We start from the raw sequence: 19,034 nt of genomic DNA, 5'->3' as shown, positions 1-19,034 counted from the left end.
CCGCGATGTCGCCAGCGCCGGCACCGAGGCCCCGGCCTGCCACCCCCGCGCCGGCGGGCAAGAGACCGGGAGAGGGTGAGGAGGGCTACCAGCTGCCCCCGCTCTCGATGCTGAGCTCGAACCCCAACAGCGCGACCAGCGCCGCCTCCATCGCCGAGCTGTCCGAGACCAAGGACCGCCTGCAGGCGACGCTCCAGGAGTTCGGCCTCAGGAGCCAGGTCGTCGACTACGTGTCCGGACCCCTGGTCACGACCTTCCGGGTCGAGATGGGCGAGGGCGAGCGCGTCAACAAGATCCGCAACCTCGAAGACGACATAGCCCTCACGCTCGCCGCCGAGAAGGTCCGCATCTTCGCGCCCATCCCCGGCACCTCCTACGTGGGCATAGAGATCCCCAACAAGGAGCGCGAGAACGTGCACCTGGGAGACGTGCTGCCCTACGCCAAGGGCGGCCCCCTCGAGGTGGCCATCGGCCGCGACTCGGCGGGCAAGCCCGTCGTCACCAACATCGCCAAGATGCCGCACATGCTCGTCGCCGGCACCACGGGGTCGGGCAAGTCCGTCCTCATCAACTCCATGATCATGTCCCTGCTCATGCGCACAACTCCCAAGCAGGTGCGGCTCATCATGATCGACCCCAAGCGCGTCGAGTTCGCGGGATACAACGGCCTTCCCCACCTCTACGTCCCGGTCGTGACCGAGCCCAGGCAGGCGGCGAGCGCCCTGCAGTGGGCGGTGTCCGAGATGGAGCGGCGCCTCAAGGTCTTCGAGCGTGCCGGGGCGCGAGAGATCCGCGCCTACAACAAGATGTGCGTCTCGGGCAAGCTGTCGGAGATGGACAACCCCCCCGATCCGCTGCCCTACATCGTCGTGGTCATCGACGAGCTCTCGGACCTCATGATGGTCGCGGGCAAGGACGTCGAGGCCTCCATCGTGCGCATCGCCCAGCTCGCCCGCGCGGCGGGGATTCATCTGGTCATCGCCACGCAGCGCCCCTCGGCCAACGTCGTCACGGGCCTCATAAAGTCGAACATCGACTCCCGCGTCGCCCTCAAGGTCTCGTCGGGCATCGACTCCCGCGTCATCCTGGACGAGACCGGCGCCGACAAGCTCCTGGGCAACGGCGACATGCTCTTCAAGGACCGGGGCCTCTCTCCCAAGCGCGTCCTCGGCTGCTACACCTCCGACCAAGAGATAAACGAGGTCGTGGACTTCATCCGCAGCCAGGGCGAGCCCGACTACCACGAGGAGATCCTCTCGCAGGTCGTCCCCGGCCAGCCCTCCGGCTCGCCCCTTTCCGACGGCGAGGAGGGAGACGATCCCCTGGTCTGGGAGGCCGCCCAGATAGTTGTGGACTCTAGGCTTGGTTCCACCTCGGGCCTGCAGCGCCGTCTGAAGGTGGGATACGCTAGGGCCGGCCGCATCATGGACATGCTCGAGAGCAAGGGCGTGGTCGGACCTCCGGACGGCTCGAAGCCACGCGAGGTCCTGCTCGACAAGGAAGGCCTGGAGGACCTGAGGGTCCAGGAGGAGAAGTACCGGGAGGTGTAGCATGCCGCGTCCTCGCTTCAGCGAGATGCTGGTCAACAGAAGGCGGCAGTTGGGGCTCTCCGTGGCCCAGGCCTCGCGCGTGCTCCGCCTGCGCGAGGACGTGCTCATCGCCTTCGAGAACGGCGACTTCGGCCGTATGCCGAAGAGCGGCTACGCCCAGGGCATGCTCTCGTCCTACGCGCGCTACCTGGGCCTGTCCCCCCGCAGCGTGGTGAGGCAGTTCTCCTCCGACCTCTTCGACTACGAGCGTGGGCGTGACGGTAGGCACGGGGGCGAGGAGGCCAGCTACGAGGTGCCCGGGAGCTCCAGCCCCAGGAGGCCCTACCAGGGCTCGCGCGGGCTCCTGCCCACCTCGGGAGGGTTCGCGGGCGACGTCACGGGCTTCGCGACCACCTCCCCCGTCCGTTNGGGGCCTCGACCCCGCGCTCGTCTCGCACGCGAGGCTCGTCCTCGGAGGGGGCCGCGTCCAGGCGACGCTCGACGACTGCGTCGCGCGCGGGCTTCTCGCCCGGGACGGTGGCGGGAGGCTCGCCCCCACCCATCGTGGCTGGCTTCTGGGAAACGAGCTCTACGGGACCCTCTGGGACCTCGCCGGGGGAGAGACCCTCACGTCGCGCTGCCAGGGCCGCGGCGCGCCCAAGCCATGACCGCCCTTCGTGAAGCTGCGTGGCGGAGGTATCCGGCATGCGGCCATGGGGTATAGTTCCGCACGTCAGGTCGCCATGGCGGCGCACGGGGGAAGGTAGGGCAGGCACTTGGCCTCGATGAACGAGAAGGACTACTACGCCATCCTGGGCGTGGAACAGGACAGCACGACGGAGCAGATCAGGCGCGCGTTCCAGCAGAAGGCGCGCAAGCTCCATCCGGACGTCAACAAGGAGCCGGACGCCGAGGAGCGCTTCAAGGAGGTCTCCGAGGCGTACGCCGTCCTCTCCGACGAGGGCAAGAGGCGCCGCTACGACGCCATGCGCTCCAGGAACCCCTTCGCCTCCGCCGACTACGGCGGCACCCCCGGCGCCTCGCCCGACGGCTACGGGGGCTTCCCCTTCGGCTGGGGCTTCCCCTTCTCCGACGTGGCCCAGCGAGGTCGCGGAGGCCAGCGCTCCCGCTCCTACAACCCACGCGCCGGCGCGGACGTCACCGTGCGCCTCGACCTGGACGACGAGTCGGCGCGCAAGGGCGTGCGCCGGGGCGTGACCTACCAGCGTTACGTCGCCTGCGACGTCTGCCACGGGCAGGGCTCGGTGCGCAGCGACCATGCGGAGACCTGCCCCACCTGCGGCGGCAGCGGCCACATGAGCGTCGACCTCACGGGCATCTTCGGCTTCGGCGTCATGGAGATGGAGGGCCCCGAGTGCGGGGGGACGGGCAGGGTCGTGAGCGCCCCCTGCCACAATTGCGGTGGTTCGGGCAGGGTGCTCTCCGCGAGCGAGGTCGTGGTCGAGGTTCCCGCCGGCTCGCATGACGGCGACGAGGTTCGCATCCCCGGCATGGGCAACGCGGGCACGAACGGCCAGGCCTCGGGCGACTTCGTCTGCCGCGTGGGGGTGGCGTCCGAGCGGCTGAGCCAGAGGCAGGCCTCCGGCTTCCACTCGCTGGGGCTGGCCGTGCCCTTCCTGGTGCTGGGCGCGCTCACCAACACCCTGGGCTCCGTCGCCCTCGTGATCGTGACGCTTGTGGGGGTCGGCGCCTTCCTCGCCTTCGGCGAGGGCCTCGCCCACGCGCGAGGCTGGTGGAGGTCGGGCCTCAGGTCGCTCGCAAACGGCGCGAGCTCGGGCGTGGTCTTCGCGCTCTTCCTGGTGATGATGTTCTCCTGCGGCTCGGGGCTGGGAAGCGCCGGCTACAGGGGATAGCCTCCCTTCGCGGGCCCTTGCCCGCGATCCGTTCGTCTGCAACTGCTTTGGGGATTGGTGACATTGGCTTCGAAGGACTACTACGAGGTGCTCGGCGTCGCGCGCGACGCCGACGCCAAGACGATTAAGAGGGCCTTTCTCAAGAAGGCGCGCACGCTCCATCCGGACGTCAGCAAGGAGGCGGACGCCGAGGAGCGCTTCAAGGAGGTCAACGAGGCGTACTCCGTCCTCTCCGACGAGCGCAAGCGCTCCAACTACGACCGCTNCCCCGCGGCGGCCGAGCTCGTGGTGGTCAACACCTGCGCCGTGACGGGCGAGGCCGAGGCCAAGACCCGAAAGCGGCTGCGCCGCGTGGCGCAGCTGCCCCAGGCGCCCCTCGTGCTCGCGAGCGGCTGCGTCGCCAATCTCAGGGGAGAGGAGCTCGAGGGCCTCGCCCCCAACATCGAAGTGGTGCGCGACAAGTCGCGCCTCGCCGAGGTCGCCCTGTCCAGGCTCGGGCTTGAGCCCGGAAGCGTGACGGACGCGGGCGAGCTCGCCGTGACGCCAACGCCCACGGGCAGGATGAGGCCCGGCATCAAGATCCAGGATGGCTGCGACAACCGCTGCAGCTATTGCATCGTCTGGAAGGCGCGCGGCGCCTCCCGCTCCATGGGTGTGGGCGAGGTGCTGCGGCAGGTCCGCTCCGCCGTCGCTCGCGGGGGCCACGAGGTCGTGCTCACGGGCATCAACCTGGGGCGCTTCCGAGGTGAGGCAGAGGACGGCAGAGGGATCGCGCTTTCGGGCCTCATCGACCTCATCCTCGGGGAGACCGAGGTGGAGCGCGTCCGGCTCTCGTCCATCGAGCCGCCCGACGTCACCGACGAGCTCCTGGACGCCATGGCGCGGGGAGGCGAGAGGGTCGCGCCCTTCCTCCACGTCTGCCTGCAGTCCGGCTGCGACGACACGCTCCGGCGCATGCGTCGCGTGTACAGCACGGCAGAGTACCGCAGGACCGTCCTCCACGCGCGCGAGCGCATCGGGGGGCTCGCCTTGGGGACCGACCTTATCGTGGGCTTCCCGGGCGAGACGGACGAGGAGTTCGAGGCGTCCCTCGCCTTCTGCGAGGAGATGGCCTTCGCCAAGATGCACGTCTTCCGCTCCTCCGCCCGCCCCGGCACGCCCGCGGCCACGGCGGAGGGGCAGGTCCCTCCCCGGGTCATGGCCGAGCGCGGCCGGCGCATGAGGGAGCTCGCCGCGCGCATGCGCCGCCAGAGCGCCTCCGCGCGGGTGGGCTCAGAGGAGCTCGCCGTGGTCCAGTACCCAGGCCGTGCCGTCACCGGGCGCCTGCACGACCTCCTGGTCGACCCGTCCGCCCCCCTCGACGCGCTCGTGAGAGCCCGCGTCACGTCCGTCATGGACGACGGGACGCTCGTGGGCACGTTGCTGTAGGACGCCGCCGTTGCGGCTATGATTGGGACGGCGCACCGTCCGGAGGCAGTTGGAGGAGCATGGAGCCGACGCAGGTCAGACTCACCATTCCCGATTCCGTCGACCCGACCCTGCTCATGGGGCCGGCCGACTCGCTCCTGCGTCGCATAGAGGCGGGCTTCGACGCCCTGGTCTCGGTGCGCGGAAGCCAGATTCTGGTCTCGGGCCCCGCAGAAGTCGTGGAAGGCGTCGTCTCGGTGTTCTCTCGCCTCATCCACATGGTCGAGAGGGGAGAGGTGCCCACCACCGACGAGGTGGAGCTCCTCGTGGGCCAGGCGTCGCACGGCGCCCAGGAGCCCGCGGACATGGGTCGCGACCTGCTGCTCACCTACCGCGGGCGTGCCATAAGGCCAAAGACGGCAGGGCAGCTGCGCTACGTCGAGTCGATGCGGCGAAACACCATCAGCTTCGGCATCGGCCCCGCCGGCACCGGCAAGACCTACCTCGCCATGGCCATGGCCGTGGCGGCGCTGAAGAGGCGCGAGGTGGCGCGCATCGTCCTCGCCCGTCCCGTGGTCGAGGCGGGCGAGTCGCTGGGTTACCTCCCAGGCACCCTCCAGGAGAAGCTCGACCCCTACGTGCGCCCGCTCTACGACGCGCTCTTCGACATGACCGACATGGAGCGGGGGAGCTCCCTCATCGAGCAGGGGGTCATAGAGATCGCGCCCCTGGCCTTCATGCGCGGGCGCACCCTCAACGACTCCTTCGTCATCCTCGACGAGGCACAGAACACCACTCCCGACCAGATGAAGATGTTCCTCACGCGGCTGGGCTTCTCGTCCAAGTTCGTCGTGACGGGAGACCTCACCCAGCGCGACCTCCTGGGCCACAACGGGCTGGAGTCGGCCCGCGAGGTGCTCGAGGGGGTTGACGGCATCGAGTTCGTGGACCTCGACCGCAACGACATCGTCCGCCACTCCCTGGTGGCACGCATCGTGGACGCCTACGACCGCGCCGCGGCGCGCGGCGGCGGGAGGTAGCATGGAGAACGACTATGACCTCGTGTTCGAGGAGGGCGTCGTCGCACCGGTCGACGGAGCAGACATCAAGGCCGTCTGCGACCTGGTGCTCGCCGAGGAGGGCGTGGCCAGGCCCTGCATGGTGTCGGTCTCCGTCGTGTCCGACGGGCGCATGCGCGAGCTCAACCTCGAGTGGCGCGGACAGGACCGGGCGACGGACGTGCTGAGCCTCGAGTGCGAGCGCCCGGACGACCCCGACCTCGCCCCCGGGGAGCCCTGCGAGCTGGGCGACATCGTCCTCGCGCCCGCGTACATCGCCCGACAGGCGCCGGGCTTCGGGACCACCGCACGCGACGAGTTCCGCCTGCTCCTGGTCCATGGCATGCTCCACCTCCTTGGCTACGACCACCTGGAGGACGCGGAGGCGGAGCTCATGGAGGCCCGCGAGGACCAGCTCCTCCTCAAGATGAAGACCGACCAGCCCTTGGATCACGTGACCCTGACCCGACACCGGGAAGGCGGCGACGCATGATTCCTGGCAAGCGCCCGAGCCACCCCACCTTCAGGCGGAGCTTCCTCTTCGCCATCCAGGGCTTCCGCACCGCCGTGCGCCAGGAGCGCAACATCAAGGTCATGCTGGGCGGGGCCGCCTTTGCCCTCGTCATGGGCATCGTGCTGCGCATCGATGCGCTGAGCTGGGCCGTTGTGCTCCTGTGCTGCGCGGTGGTCATCATGGCCGAACTCTTCAACACGGCCGTGGAGACTGTCGTGGACCTGGTCTCGCCCGAGTTCCATCCCCTCGCAGGACGGGCGAAGGACATCGCCGCCGCCGCGGTGTGGTTGCTCTGCGTCGTGGTGGCGGTGGTGGGCGCCGTGGTGTTCGCGCGCGCCCTCCTGTCCTAGGACTTCCCTTTCAAGGAGGAGAGATGCAAGACGAGAAGAGCACGGACGACACGGTGCCCGCCGAGGACTTCCGCAGCGGCTTCGTCGCGCTGGTGGGACGTCCCAGCGTGGGGAAGTCGACCCTGCTCAACGCCTGCTACGGCGGGAAGATAGCCATTACGAGCCCCGTGGCGCAGACCACGCGCCGGCGCATGCGCGCCGTGGTCAACACCCCCACGTCGCAGCTCGTGATCGTGGACACGCCGGGGCTTCACAAGCCCAAGGACGCCCTGGGGAAGGAGCTCAACAAGGTCGCCCTGGGAGAGCTCGCCGACGTGGACGTCGTCGCCCTCCTCGTCGACGCCACCAAGCCCGTGGGCCGAGGCGACGAGTGGGTCGCCAAGCACGTCGATGCGGCGCGCGCGCCTTTCAAGGTCCTCGTGGTCACCAAGGCGGACCTCGCCGGGCCCGAGCAGGTCAAGTCCCAGCTCGAGGCGGCGCGCTCACTCGCCCGCTTCGACGACGCCCTCGTCGTGAGTGCCAAGGAGGGCTTCAACGTCGACTCCTTCGTGGGGTTGGTCTCCGCCCACCTGCCCGTGGGCCCGAAGTGGTTCCCGGACGACATGGACGTGGACATGACGGACGAGGATCTCGTGGCGGAGTTCGTGCGCGAGAAGGTGCTCCTCAACATGCGCCAGGAGGTCCCCCACTCCGTGGGCGTCATCTGCGAGGACATCTCGTGGCCCAGGAGGGGCCACGCCTCGGTGGCCGCCACCATCATCGTGGAGCGCGAGGGGCAGAAGGGCATGGTCATCGGCAAGGGGGGGCAGATGATCAAGCGCATCGGGTCCGAGGCGCGCCATGACGTGGAGCGCCTCCTCGGGGCCCAGTGCTTCCTCGACCTGCAGGTCAGGGTCCAGCCGCAGTGGCGCCGGGACAAGAACGAGATCCGCCGTCTGGGCTACGAGGCGGAAGAGTAGGCCGTGGCGGGAGGGCGCAGGACCTATAGGAGCAAGGGCATAGTGCTCGCCCGCACCAAGCTCTCGGAGCAGGACCTCATCCTCACCATCCTGGGGGAGTCGGGGGCCCAGCTGAGGGCCGTGGCGAAGGGCGCGCGGAAGCCGGGCGGACGCCTCGCCTCGCGCTCGGAGCTCTTCTGCGAGACGGACTTCCTCATGGCCAGGGGGAGGAGCCTCGACGTGGTGAGCGAGGCCGTCACCGTCGACGCGCACCCCGGCATCAGGGGGGACTACGCCCGGCTCTGCGCCGCCTCCGCAGTCGCCGAGGTCGCGCGCCTCAGCTCCTTCGAGGAGAGCGAGGACCCCTACCTCTTCCGCATCTGCTCGGCTGCCCTGGGCTCCTGCGAGCGGGCGAGCGGGCAGCCCCACCTCGACCTGCTGGTGGCCGCGTACGCCTTCAAGGTGCTCGCCCACGAGGGCTGGATGCCCGAGCTCGACTCCTGCATAGCCTGCGGCGACCCGGACGTGACGCACTTCTCGCCCGTGGCGGGAGGGGCGCTCTGCGCCAGCTGCGCGAGGGGCGTGGCGGGCGCCCAGGAGCTCTCCCACTCCGAGTTCCAGTGGCTACGGGCGCTTTTGGGCTCCACCTTCGGGGAGCTCATGGGGGCCGAGGCGGACGAGCGGGCAGCCACGGAGCTCCTCTCCATCGCGCATGCCTGGGCGGCGACCCACCTGGACGCGCGCCTGCGCGCCCTGGAGTTCATGTTCAGTATGTGATGGATTCGGGTACGGCATGCTTTGCGACGTGCGGAGCCCGGGCTTCTTTGCAAAAGACTAAAAACAGGCTTAAGATAGTTTGCTGCATGAGTCCCTACCCAAAGAAGATCCTCCGTTTGGAGCAACCCATGAGAACAGACCGACCATCCGCCCACATCAGCCTCTCGTGGCCCCATCCCGCCTGTTGTGGTGCTCTGGCCTCCGCCGCCGTGGTGGCCGTCCTGCTCATGGGCGCCCACACCGCCCTTGCCAACGAGGCGGAACGCGTCATCGATGTCGGCTCATCCCAGGTGGACGTCGGGGCCACGGCGTCCACGACCGATTCTGCGGAAGGGGCCTTGCTTGACGCACGGGAAGCGTGCAATGCGCCCGTATCCGTGCCTGCATCCCCTGTTCAAAATGTGCCTGAGGGTCAGACGGAACCAACGGATGATAAGGTCACGGAAGCAAAGCTTGAATTTCCCCTGAGGGTCGTTGCCCCTCAGGCTCAAGCTGACGTCGAAGGCCAGGGGACGCCGGACGAGCACGAGTCGTTCGAGGATGCCGAAGCTACCCATGCGGTCTCGCAGACGAGCGAGTTCTCGAGGGGGGCGCCTACTCGCGCTCCCGAGGAGACCATTGAGACAGGCCCTGCCGCGCCCAGCCCCCACATGGCCATCGTCACAAGGGCAGGGACGGCAGGCGAGGAGGAGGGCTGGTCCAGCAAGCCCGAGGCAACGGCCCCCCAGTCTGTGAAAGCCACGCAGCCCGAAGTGGACGAGCCCGTGGCTCCCAAGCTCGTGGCGAACAAGCCGACCGGCAAGAAGCCCGCCGTCAAGTACCTCAACATGTTCCGGCTCTACAACCCCAACTCAGGCGAGCACTTCTACACGAGCAGCCAGAAGGAGCTCAAGACGGTCTGCGAGGCGGGTTGGCGCTACGAGGGCGTGGGCTGGGTGTCTCCCGATTCCGGCGCGGCGGTCTTTCGCCTCTACAACCCCAACGCAGGGGACCATCACTACACTACAAGCTCTCGGGAGCGCGACGGGCTCGTGAGGGCGGGCTGGCGCTACGAGGGCATCGGCTGGAGGTCCGAAGGAGACGACGGCACGGCGGTCCTCCGGCAGTACAACCCCAACGCGAGGGCCGGCGCGCACAACTTCACCGTGAGCCCCCAGGAGGCAAAGCACCTTGTCGCTGCCGGATGGAGGGACGAGGGCAGGGCGTGGTTCGCCTCTAGGCAGGCCACCCAGCCAATCAAGGGCTTCTGGATGGTCACTAGTGCCTGGGGATCGAAGCAGCGCTATTGGGTCGGGAGCGATGCCCTCCTCGCCCGCGAGCGCGTCGTGACCCCTTCCGAGGGCGCGGGCTACTACGCCTACGCAAGCTCCGACGGCTCCATCCTGCGGGGCGTCAGGGACCTCGGTGACGGCTACGCCATGGTGGCGGACGACGACGGCAGGCTCCTCGCCGCGGGCGGCGAGGGCTTCTCAAAGCTCAGGGGGGCGGACGGCAGGGAGCGGCTGTACTACCTGCACGATGGCGGCGAGGGCTTCTCGCTGGCCAGGGTCGGCCACTTCGAGCGGGGTGGGAAGCACTTCTGGGGCCAGGCCTCCGACGGGAGCATCCTGCGCGGCAAGCTCCGCCAGGGCAAGGGGATGCTCGTCGCCAACCCCACGACCGGCGCGCTGCTCTGGTCCCGGGGCATGGTCGTGACGGGGGAGTACGACGACGGCGAGCTGCAGCGCTACTACGTCGACGACTCCGTGGGCGCTGGCCTCCTGGGCGCCCGCCTCGGGCTGTTCACCTACGACGGCAAGCGCTACTACGGCCGGGAGGACCAGGGCTACGTGGTGCGCGGGACCTACGTGGTCTCCCGCTACTACGCGAAGACCCACGGTTCCTTCCCCGGCGACTGGCACGACGACACCGTCGCCATCGCCGACAACGACGGCGTGCTCGTCTCGCGCGAGGAGTTCGGCAGGAGGATCGTCAGCGCCGCGCGCACCATGCTCGGCGGCAGCTATTCGTACGACGACAGCGCCTACTATCCCGACAGGCGCGCCTTCAACTGCTCTGGCTTCACATGGTGGGTCTACAGCACCCTGGGGATCAACCTCTCGCACAACCAGGGCTACTTCTCCTACTATGCGCAGCAGGACAACCGCAACGACAGCCAGATGTGGGGCGTGGAGAAGCGCGCGGGCTGGAAGACGTCCATACCGGACCTCCGTCCCGGCGACCTCGTGTTCTTCTCCCCGCTGCAGGACAAGTACCACACCGGGCACGTCGGCGTGTACATCGGCGACGGGAAGATGATCGACTCGAACACGCCCGACGGCGTGCAGGTCAGGAACGTCTGGAGGACCTCCTACGTCGGCGGCGGCCTGCCCATCACGTTGGTGTAAGACTCGCGTGCCATATCGTGTGCCTGGCGTGTAGAAGGGACAAAACGCGCGCGGCCTCGCCCCTCCGGCGGGCCGCGTGGCCCTTCTCGTGCTATGATTCCCCAGTCATACCCCGTACTTGGAGGCCCGCCCATGCCAGACGGCCATCCCAGTTCGGGGCGCATCCATGAAGAAGGGAAACGCAACATGGCAGTCACCAAGGATCGCAAGGCCGAGCTCATCGCCCAGTACGGCAAGGACGAGAAGGACTCTGGCTCCGCCGCCGTCCAGGTCGCCCTCCTCACCGAGCGCATCAAGGGCCTGACCGAGCACATGAAGTCCCACAAGAAGGACTTCCACACCCGTCGCGGCCTCCTCATGCTCGTCGGCCAGCGTCGCCGCCTCCTGTCCTACATCAAGAAGCAGGACGTCGAGGCCTACCGCACGCTGATCAAGAGCCTGGGCATCCGCGACAACATCCAGTAACAAGCGTGCAAGAGGGGAGCGCCTGCGGGCGCTCCCTTGCGTTAGACGGCCCGCCTGCAACGGGGCAGGCGGAGATAAGAGGAAAAGAAACATGGCAAAGGTTACGCACGAGTTCGACCTCTACGGCAAGCACTACGCCCTCAGCTCGGGCGAGCTCGCGAAGCAGGCCACAGGCGAGTGCCTGGTCTCCTGCGGCGAGTCCACGGTCAACGTCACCGTCGTGGTCTCGAAGGAGCGCAAGAACTACGACTTCTTCCCCCTGACGGTCGACTTCATCGAGAAGATGTACGCGGTCGGGCGCATCCCCGGCGGCTACCTCAAGAGGGAGGCGCGCCCCTCCGAGAAGGCCACCCTCACGGCCCGCATGATCGACCGCCCCATCCGCCCGTCCTTCCCCGACGGCTTCCGCAACGAGGTCCAGATCGTCGCCATGCCCCTCGTGGCCGACCAGGTCAACTCCGTCGACCCCATCTCCATCATGGGCGCCTCCGTCGCCCTCTCCGTGGGCGGCGTGCCCTTCGAGGGGCCGCTCGCCGGCGTGCGCATCGGCCGCAACCCCGAGACGGGCGAGTTCCTCGTGAACCCGACCTACGAGGAGCGCGACGCGTCCGACCTCGACCTCGAGCTCGCCGGCTCCGCCACCTTCATCAGCATGCTCGAGGCCGGCGCGAAGGAGATCTCGGAGGAGGACATGCTCGCCGCCATGGCCTTCGGCCAGGAGGCGATCGCCGCGTTCTGCGAGGAGGAGAAGGCCTTCATCGCCAAGTACGAGGAGGCCAACGGCCCCATCGCCAAGCGCGAGTACGTCCTCGACGTGCCCGTCCCCGAGGTCCACGACCGCGTCTTCGCCCACTACGCCGAGATGGAGGCCGCGCTCAAGGACGCCGACAAGCTCTCGCGCATCGGCAAGGTCGAGGCCCTCAAGGACTCCATCCGTGCCGAGTTCACCGACGAGGAGCGCGCCCAGTGGGAGCGCGAGATCCCCGTGGAGCTCAAGGGGCTCGAGAAGCACGCCATGCGCAAGATGGTCGTCGAGACCGGCGAGCGCGTCGACGGCCGCTCGGCCGACCAGATCCGCCCGCTCATGGTGAAGCCCGACTACCTTCCCCGCGTCCACGGCTCCGGCCTCTTCCAGCGCGGCCAGACCCAGGTGCTCTCCGTCGCCACCCTGGGCATGCTCAACGAGTGGCAGCGCCTCGACACCATCGAGCCCGTCGACGGCAAGCGCTACATCCACCACTACAACTTCCCGCCCTTCTGCACCGGCGAGACCGGGCGCATGGGGTCGCCCAAGAGGCGCGAGATCGGCCACGGCAACCTTGCCGAGCGCGCCCTTCTCCCGGTGATCCCGAGCGAGGACGAGTTCCCCTACACCATCCGCGTGGTCTCCGAGGTCATGGAGTCCAACGGCTCCTCCTCGATGGCGTCGACCTGCGGCTCGACCCTCGCCCTCATGGACGCCGGCGTGCCTCTGAAGCGCCCCGTCTCGGGCGTGGCCATGGGCCTCATCCAGGAGGAGGGCAAGACCGTCGTCCTCACCGACATCCAGGGCCTCGAGGACTTCCTCGGTGACATGGACTTCAAGGTCTGCGGCACCACCAAGGGCATCACCGCCATGCAGATGGACAACAAGGCCACCGGCCTCACGCCCCAGATCCTGCGCCAGGCCCTCATGCAGGCCCACGAGGGTCGCATGTTCATCCTCAACGCCATGCTCGAGCAGATTCCCGCGCCGCGCGAGTCCACCAAGGAGAACGCGCCCCAGATCATCAGCCTCCAGATTCCGACGGACAAGATTCGCGACGTCATAGGCAGCGGCGGCAAGGTCATCCGCGGCATCCAGGACGACACGGGCGCCACGATCGACATCCAGGAGGACGGCACCGTCTTCATCGCCGGCACCAACGGCGCGGGCGACGAGGCCGCCGAGCGCATCAAGGCCATCGTCAAGGTCCCCGAGGTGGGCGAGGAGTACAACGGCCGCGTCGTGGGCATCCAGCCCTTCGGAGCCTTCGTCGAGCTCCTTCCCGGCAAGGATGGCCTGCTGCACGTCTCGCGCGTCGCCAAGGGCCGCGTCGAGAAGGTCGAGGACGTCCTCAACATCGGCGACGAGGTCAAGGTCAAGGTCCTCGAGGTGGACGAGAAGGGCAAGGTCAGCCTGGACCGCCTGGACAAGCCCGAGGCTCCCGCCCGCTCCTCCAAGCCCCGCGAGCATGAGGGCGAGAGGCGCGAGCGCGCCGGCCGCCGTCCTGGCGACAGGGGTGGCTCCGCGAGCCGCCAGCCCCGTCGACACCACGAGGGCTAGTCCCGAACGATAGCTCCCGGCCCCTCGACTGACGGGGCGGCTGGGCCCCGCCGGCCTTTGCCGGCGGGTCCCTTTTCTGTGCCGTGACCCCAGATGTGGGATGCGTCCGCTTTGCCCTCCACAGGGACAAGGGTGACTGGCGGCAGCTACAATGGGTAGAGGAATGTCTGGAACGTTTCCCGCAGAGGCGGGTCTCACATACATGAAATGCCACCGCACCACGAAAGGAACCCGACGCACATGGCAAAGAAGCAGAGTCCCCTGAGGATCATCCCCCTCGGGGGGCTGGACGGCATCGGCAAGAACATGACCGCCTTCGAGTACGAGAACGACCTCGTGCTCGTGGACGCGGGCCTCATGTTCCCCGATGACGAGCAACCCGGGGTCGACCTCGTCCTTCCCGACTACTCGTACGTGCTCGAGAACGAGGACAAGCTCCGCGGCATCATCATCACCCACGGCCACGAGGACCACACCGGGGCCCTGCCCTACCTCCTCATGGACCTGGGCCGCAAGGTGCCCATCTACTCGAGCAAGCTCACCCTGGGCTTCATCGAGGGCAAGCTGGCCGAGCACCGCATCAACTCGCCCAAGTTCCGCGAGGTGACCAACGGCGCCCATCTAAACCTCGGCGCCTTCAGCATCGACTTCTTCGCGATGACGCACTCGATCCCCGGCGCCATGGGCGTCTACATGCGCACCCCGGCGGGCTCCGTCATGCACACCGGCGACTTCAAGCTCGACCAGACCCCCATCGACGGCGTGAGGCCAAACTACCAGGCCATCAACCGCTTCGCCACGCTGGGGGTCGACCTCCTCCTCTCCGACTCCACCAACGCGACCCGTCCGGGCTTCACGCCCTCCGAGTCCGCCGTCGGCCCCCAGCTCCGCCACATCATCAAGAACGCGCCCGGCAGGGTCATCGTGGCCTCCTTCTCGAGCCAAATCCACCGCATCCAGCAGGTCTGCGACGCGGCCGTGGCCGTGGGGCGCAAGGTGGTCGTCACGGGACGCTCCATGGTCACCAACACGCGCGTCGCGCGCGAGCTGGGCTACCTCAAGATCTCCGACGACGACATCATCGACGCCTACGACCTGGCAGACCTCCCCGACGAGAAGATCGTCGTCATGTGCACGGGCAGCCAGGGCGAGCCCATGAGCGCGCTCGGCCGCATGGCCACGGGAGACCACAAGTCGATCACCATCACCTCCGAGGACACGGTGATCATCTCGGCCACCCCCGTGCCCGGCAACGAGAAGAGCGTCGCGGGGATCATCAACTCGCTCTCAAAGATCGGCTGCACCGTCTTCGACCGCTCCAACACGCTCGTGCACGTCTCGGGACACGGCAGCCAGGAGGAGCTCAAGCTCATGCTGGCCATGGCGAAGCCGCGCTACTTCGCGCCCGTCCACGGCGAGGCCGTCCACCTGCGTGCCCACGCCAAGCTCGCGGCCCAGATGGGCATCCCCGCCGACCACATCTTCATAGCCGACAACGGAGACTCGCTCGAGGTGCGCAACGGCAAGGTCACCTGGGGCGACCCCGTCGAGTCCGGCATCGTCTACGTCGATGGCCTCTCCGTCACGGACGCCGACCCCGTCGTCTTCCGCGACCGCCAGAAGCTCTCGACCGACGGGCTCGTCACCTGCGTCGTCACGTTCGAGCGCAGGGGCGGCAAGGTCCGCGACATCGAGGTCGCCTGCAGGGGAGTCGCCTTCTCGGGCGACGAGGCCCTCATCGAGGAGGCGCAGGACAGCGTCAGGTCCCAGATGGAGACCAGCGTCAAGAAGGACGCGACCAGCCTCGAGCAGCTCCGCAAGGCCCTGCGCAACAGCCTCTCGGGCTTCCTCTGGACGAAGACGCACACGCGACCGATGGTCATCCCGGTCGTGATGGAGGTTTAGATGCCCTCGAACCGCAGCTCAAACGCACAGAAGGGTAGGCGCAAGAAGAACGGTGGCAGACGGGCTGGGGGAAGGGCCTCCTCCCCCCAGCGCCTGCTGCCTGCAAAGGGGAGCGTGGGAAGCGACATCCTGGGCGTGGCCCTGCTCGTGATGGCCATCGCGCTGGGCATCGCGGTCCTGCTCCCGTCGTCCGCTCCCGTCACCCGCGCCTGCGGCGAGACCCTCTCGCTCCTCTTCGGCGTGGGTGCCTTCCTGCTGCCCCTGGCGCTCGCGATATTCTCGCTCACCTTCTTCGTGGACGGCGAGGGGCCCATGGGCAGCCGCGTCGCCCTGGGCCTGCTGCTCGTGGTGCTTGCGGTGCTGGGGCTCCTCTCCGTCAACATGGCCGCGGCGACCGAGGCCGACCCCTTGTTGGTCTTCGACAAGGAGGCGGTCCTGACGCGCGGCGGCTACGTGGNCGGGCGACGTCACGGGCTTCGCGACCACCTCCCCCGTCCGTTCGCGCCAGCAGTCGAGCCCGCTCGTCAACCAACGGCAGAGTCCCTCGCGCTACCACCAGGGCGGTGACGTCGGCGGGGACCTGCCTGCCGCGCCCACGAGGCGTTACACGGGACGTGACGTCAGCAGCCGCCCCGGCTCCAGGGCACGGACGCACCGCAGCCGACGCCCCGAGCAGGGCCGCGCCATCCCCGGAAGCTACCGCGAGGAGGTCGTGGTGCCCCGGGGCAACGCCGACAGGGTGACCACCCGCCTCGTCGACGCGGACGCCTACACCGACGACCTGCGCTACGGGGACGCCCGACCCTATGAGGCCGCCTCCACGCGCACGGGGCGTCGCTCCTCCCGCAACATCGCGCGCGCGGAGCGCCCCAACGTGAGGCGCCGCGGAGGCGAGGGAAGGGAGAGCCTGAGGGAGCGGGGGAGGGGCGGCGCCCCACGGCGCTCGGGAGTCGCGGGGGTCGTCGAGGCGTACTTCTCGGACGCCCGGCGGACCATGGCAACCGTGGTCATCGCGGGTGCGCTGCTCCTTACCCTGATCATCATCGGGTCGGTCAAGTCCTGCGTGCGCGCCCCGTCCTCCTCCGACGCCCGTTCCGTCGCCGTCACCACGACGAGCACGACGCCCACCGACTCGTCGTCCGAAACCACTGCGACGACGTCCGGCACGCAGGGCCAGAGCAGCCAGGCTGCGGACGAGGCGGCGAAGGCCGCCGAGGACGCCAAGGCCCAGAAGGAGGCCAAGGAGGCCGAGACCGAGACCAAGGTGGACGTCAAGGTCGCCGACGGGGCGACCACCTGGCTCGAGATAGAGAGCGACGGCACGAGCGTCATCGCCGAGCAGGTCACGGGACCCTGGGAGAAGAGCTTCGTCGTGACGGAGTCGATCACCGTGCAGGTGAGCGACACCACTGCGGCGACCGTGACCAAGAACGGGACCCAGCAGTCCTTCAGCTCGAAGTCGTCCGGCATAGGCTCCATCACGATCCAGGGCACGAAGCCTTCGGCCAATCCCGCGGAGTCGACGGCGAAGGGCAAGGCCGACACGTCCTCCTCCGACGCGTCGGCCTCGGACGCGCCAGGCGAGGGTGGGACCGCGTCCACCAGCGGTGACGAGTCCTCCGGCTCCACCGTCGAGTAGGCGCTGCCCCAGGGACCCATCGCATTCAACCACCAGGAAGGGGAGGAAGCATGGCCAAGGAAGCTAGCTTCGACATCGTCTCGACCGTCGACCTCCAGGAGGCGGACAACGCGTACCAGCAGGCCGCGCGCGAGCTGACGCAGCGCTACGACCTCAGGCAGACCGGCGCCACGATCGAGTTCTCCAAGAAGGAGGGGGCCTTCACCATCTCGGCCCCGTCCGAGTTCGTGGCCTCCCAGGTCATCGACGTCATGGGCTCGAAGCTTGCCAGGCGCCAGATCGACCTCGCGGCCCTGCGCTGGGACAAGCCCGAGCCGGCGGCCGGCTCCTCCGTGCGGCAGCGCGGGCACCTCGTCCAAGGCATCGACCAGGACACCGCCAAGCGCATCGCCAAGGACATCCGCGACCTCAAGCTCAAGTGCAAGCCCACGGTCGAGGGCGACAAGCTGAGGGTCAGCTCCGCCTCCCGCGACGTGCTCCAGGAGGTCATCTCCCACCTGCGCGACGGCGACTACGGCCAACCCCTCCAGTTCACGAACTACAGATAGGAAACCATGAGCAACTGCCTGTACGTCACCCTTGGCTGCGCGAAGAACGAGGTCGACACCGATCGCATGAGGGCGCTCCTCGGGACCGCCGGCTTCGGCGAGGCCGAGGGCGTCGACGATGCCGATGTGGCCATCATCAACACCTGCTCCTTCCTCGCCTCGGCGACCTCCGAGTCGATCGACGCCACGCTCGACCTCGCGGAGCGCTCGCGCGGGGGCGTGGGGGAGCTCCCCATCGTCATGTGCGGCTGCGTCCCCTCCCGCTATGGCGACAGCCTGCCCTCCGAGCTCCCCGAGGTCGCCGCCTTCGTGCGCGCCGACGAGGAGGATGACATCGTCGACGTCGTGAGGTCCGTCCTGGGCAAGGAGGCCCCCCAGGGGGAGGTCGCGTTGGGCGTGGGGCGCGTCCTGCGCACCGTCGAGGGCGCGAGCGCCTACGTCAAGATCTCTGACGGCTGCGACCGCTTCTGCGCCTTCTGCGCCATCCCCTACATCCGCGGACGCTACTTCTCCCGTCCGGAGGAAGAGATCCTGGACGAGGTCAGGGGCCTCATGGAGGGCGGCGTGCGAGAGGTCGTGCTCATCGGGCAGGACACCGGCATCTGGGGGAGCGACCTGGGCGAGGGACTCACCCTCGCCTCGCTCCTGAGGTCGGTCGCGGGGGTCGTGCGGCCCTATGGCGGCTGGGTGAGGGTTCTCTACCTCCAGCCCGAGGGCATGACCGACGAGCTCGTCGCCACCATCCGCGACGTGGACGAGGTCCTGCCCTACATAGACATCCCCATCCAGCACTGCAACGGGCGCGTCCTCGCAAGCATGAGGAGGAGCGGGTCGGCGCCGGAGCTCCGCGAGCTCTTCGCCCGGCTCAGGGAGCAGATTCCCGGCATGGTCCTCAGGACGACGGGGCTCGTGGGCTTTCCCGGCGAGACCGAGGAGGAGTCCGACGAGCTCCTCGACTTCGTCCAGGAGCTCGAGTTCGACTACACCTCGGTCTTCCCCTACTCCCGTGAGGAGGGGACGCTCGGCGCGAGCCTTCCCGACCAGGTGGACGAGGGCGTGAAGCTGGAGCGCGCGCAGCGGCTGCTCGACGTGGCCGAGCAGCTGGGCTTCGCCGCCACCGCGCGCCACGTCGGAGAGACCTGCGACGTCATCGTCGACGGCGTCGAGGAGGGCGAGGATGGCCCCGAGCTCGTCGGCCACGCCTGGTTCCAGGCCCCCGACTGCGACGGGGCGGTGCACATCCCTTGCGGCGAGGCGGCGGTGGGAGACGTCGTGCGCGTTCGCCTCGAGGACTCGTTCTGCTACGAGCTCGTCGGCAGCATCGTAGAGTAGGGGAGG

Annotated in this window: 16 protein-coding genes; all 16 read left to right on the top strand. The window is 68.5% G+C overall.

Going from position 1 to position 19,034, the window contains the following annotated elements; genetic code table 11:
• Positions 1-1,550 (top strand): DNA translocase FtsK (locus BQ7388_RS01700; protein ID WP_129583216.1); only part of this gene is annotated, 1,550 nt, incomplete at its 5' end.
• Position 1,551: 1 nt separating this feature from the next.
• A complete protein-coding gene (locus BQ7388_RS12810) occupies positions 1,552-2,253 on the top strand; it encodes a helix-turn-helix domain-containing protein (protein WP_083558180.1) in 702 nt (233 codons plus the stop codon).
• Positions 2,254-2,314: 61 nt separating this feature from the next.
• Positions 2,315-3,403, top strand: coding sequence for a DnaJ domain-containing protein (locus tag BQ7388_RS01690; protein ID WP_200781462.1), 1,089 nt, complete (start codon positions 2,315-2,317; stop codon positions 3,401-3,403).
• A gap of 63 nt (positions 3,404-3,466) precedes the next feature.
• Positions 3,467-4,831: a MiaB/RimO family radical SAM methylthiotransferase gene (locus BQ7388_RS01685; protein ID WP_234946758.1), complete on the top strand. Its 1,365-nt coding sequence runs from the start codon at positions 3,467-3,469 to the stop codon at positions 4,829-4,831.
• Positions 4,832-4,890: 59 nt separating this feature from the next.
• Positions 4,891-5,850 carry a PhoH family protein gene (locus tag BQ7388_RS01680; RefSeq protein ID WP_072499632.1) on the top strand — a complete coding sequence of 320 codons (960 nt, stop codon included), beginning with the start codon at positions 4,891-4,893 and terminating at the stop codon, positions 5,848-5,850.
• A 1-nt stretch (position 5,851) separates the two neighbouring features.
• Complete coding sequence (gene ybeY / locus BQ7388_RS01675; RefSeq protein WP_072499631.1) at positions 5,852-6,361, top strand: rRNA maturation RNase YbeY; 510 nt, start codon at positions 5,852-5,854, stop codon at positions 6,359-6,361.
• Positions 6,358-6,732, top strand: coding sequence for a diacylglycerol kinase family protein (locus BQ7388_RS01670; RefSeq protein WP_072499630.1), 375 nt, complete (start codon positions 6,358-6,360; stop codon positions 6,730-6,732). The genes ybeY and BQ7388_RS01670 overlap by 4 nt, the downstream gene beginning before the upstream one ends.
• A 23-nt stretch (positions 6,733-6,755) precedes the next feature.
• Positions 6,756-7,691 carry a GTPase Era gene (gene era, locus BQ7388_RS01665; protein ID WP_072499629.1) on the top strand — a complete coding sequence of 312 codons (936 nt, stop codon included), beginning with the start codon at positions 6,756-6,758 and terminating at the stop codon, positions 7,689-7,691.
• Between the two features lie 3 nt (positions 7,692-7,694).
• Complete coding sequence (recO, locus tag BQ7388_RS01660; RefSeq protein ID WP_040656772.1) at positions 7,695-8,447, top strand: DNA repair protein RecO; 753 nt, start codon at positions 7,695-7,697, stop codon at positions 8,445-8,447.
• A 128-nt stretch (positions 8,448-8,575) separates the two neighbouring features.
• A complete protein-coding gene (locus BQ7388_RS01650; RefSeq protein WP_129583128.1) occupies positions 8,576-10,834 on the top strand; it encodes an NlpC/P60 family protein in 2,259 nt (752 codons plus the stop codon).
• Between the two features lie 186 nt (positions 10,835-11,020).
• A complete protein-coding gene (gene rpsO / locus BQ7388_RS01645; RefSeq protein ID WP_009279272.1) occupies positions 11,021-11,299 on the top strand; it encodes a 30S ribosomal protein S15 in 279 nt (92 codons plus the stop codon).
• 91 nt (positions 11,300-11,390) lie between these two features.
• Positions 11,391-13,604, top strand: a complete 2,214-nt coding sequence (locus BQ7388_RS01640) for a polyribonucleotide nucleotidyltransferase (RefSeq protein WP_072499627.1) — start codon at positions 11,391-11,393, stop codon at positions 13,602-13,604.
• Positions 13,605-13,844: 240 nt separating this feature from the next.
• A complete protein-coding gene (locus BQ7388_RS01635) occupies positions 13,845-15,509 on the top strand; it encodes a ribonuclease J (RefSeq protein ID WP_009279270.1) in 1,665 nt (554 codons plus the stop codon).
• A gap of 715 nt (positions 15,510-16,224) precedes the next feature.
• Positions 16,225-17,148 carry a hypothetical protein gene (locus BQ7388_RS01625; protein WP_200781413.1) on the top strand — a complete coding sequence of 308 codons (924 nt, stop codon included), beginning with the start codon at positions 16,225-16,227 and terminating at the stop codon, positions 17,146-17,148.
• Between the two features lie 50 nt (positions 17,149-17,198).
• Complete coding sequence (locus BQ7388_RS01620; protein WP_072499625.1) at positions 17,199-17,696, top strand: YajQ family cyclic di-GMP-binding protein; 498 nt, start codon at positions 17,199-17,201, stop codon at positions 17,694-17,696.
• 6 nt (positions 17,697-17,702) lie between these two features.
• Positions 17,703-19,028 carry a 30S ribosomal protein S12 methylthiotransferase RimO gene (gene rimO / locus BQ7388_RS01615; RefSeq protein ID WP_083558178.1) on the top strand — a complete coding sequence of 442 codons (1,326 nt, stop codon included), beginning with the start codon at positions 17,703-17,705 and terminating at the stop codon, positions 19,026-19,028.
• Positions 19,029-19,034 lie beyond the last annotated feature (6 nt).

This window comes from Olsenella phocaeensis (assembly GCF_900120385.1).
Classification (GTDB): Bacteria; Actinomycetota; Coriobacteriia; order Coriobacteriales; family Atopobiaceae; genus Olsenella_I; species Olsenella_I phocaeensis.
This window is presented reverse-complemented; position numbering and strand designations above follow the sequence as displayed.

Coding starts and splice junctions, on each gene's coding strand:
- BQ7388_RS01690 (WP_200781462.1), top strand. CDS start 2,315: ATGAACGAGAAGGACTACTACGCCATCCTGGGCGTGGAACAGGACAGC.
- BQ7388_RS01680 (WP_072499632.1), top strand. CDS start 4,891: ATGGAGCCGACGCAGGTCAGACTCACCATTCCCGATTCCGTCGACCCG.
- ybeY (WP_072499631.1), top strand. CDS start 5,852: ATGGAGAACGACTATGACCTCGTGTTCGAGGAGGGCGTCGTCGCACCG.
- BQ7388_RS01670 (WP_072499630.1), top strand. CDS start 6,358: ATGATTCCTGGCAAGCGCCCGAGCCACCCCACCTTCAGGCGGAGCTTC.
- era (WP_072499629.1), top strand. CDS start 6,756: ATGCAAGACGAGAAGAGCACGGACGACACGGTGCCCGCCGAGGACTTC.
- BQ7388_RS01650 (WP_129583128.1), top strand. CDS start 8,576: ATGAGAACAGACCGACCATCCGCCCACATCAGCCTCTCGTGGCCCCAT.
- rpsO (WP_009279272.1), top strand. CDS start 11,021: ATGGCAGTCACCAAGGATCGCAAGGCCGAGCTCATCGCCCAGTACGGC.
- BQ7388_RS01640 (WP_072499627.1), top strand. CDS start 11,391: ATGGCAAAGGTTACGCACGAGTTCGACCTCTACGGCAAGCACTACGCC.
- BQ7388_RS01635 (WP_009279270.1), top strand. CDS start 13,845: ATGGCAAAGAAGCAGAGTCCCCTGAGGATCATCCCCCTCGGGGGGCTG.
- BQ7388_RS01620 (WP_072499625.1), top strand. CDS start 17,199: ATGGCCAAGGAAGCTAGCTTCGACATCGTCTCGACCGTCGACCTCCAG.
- rimO (WP_083558178.1), top strand. CDS start 17,703: ATGAGCAACTGCCTGTACGTCACCCTTGGCTGCGCGAAGAACGAGGTC.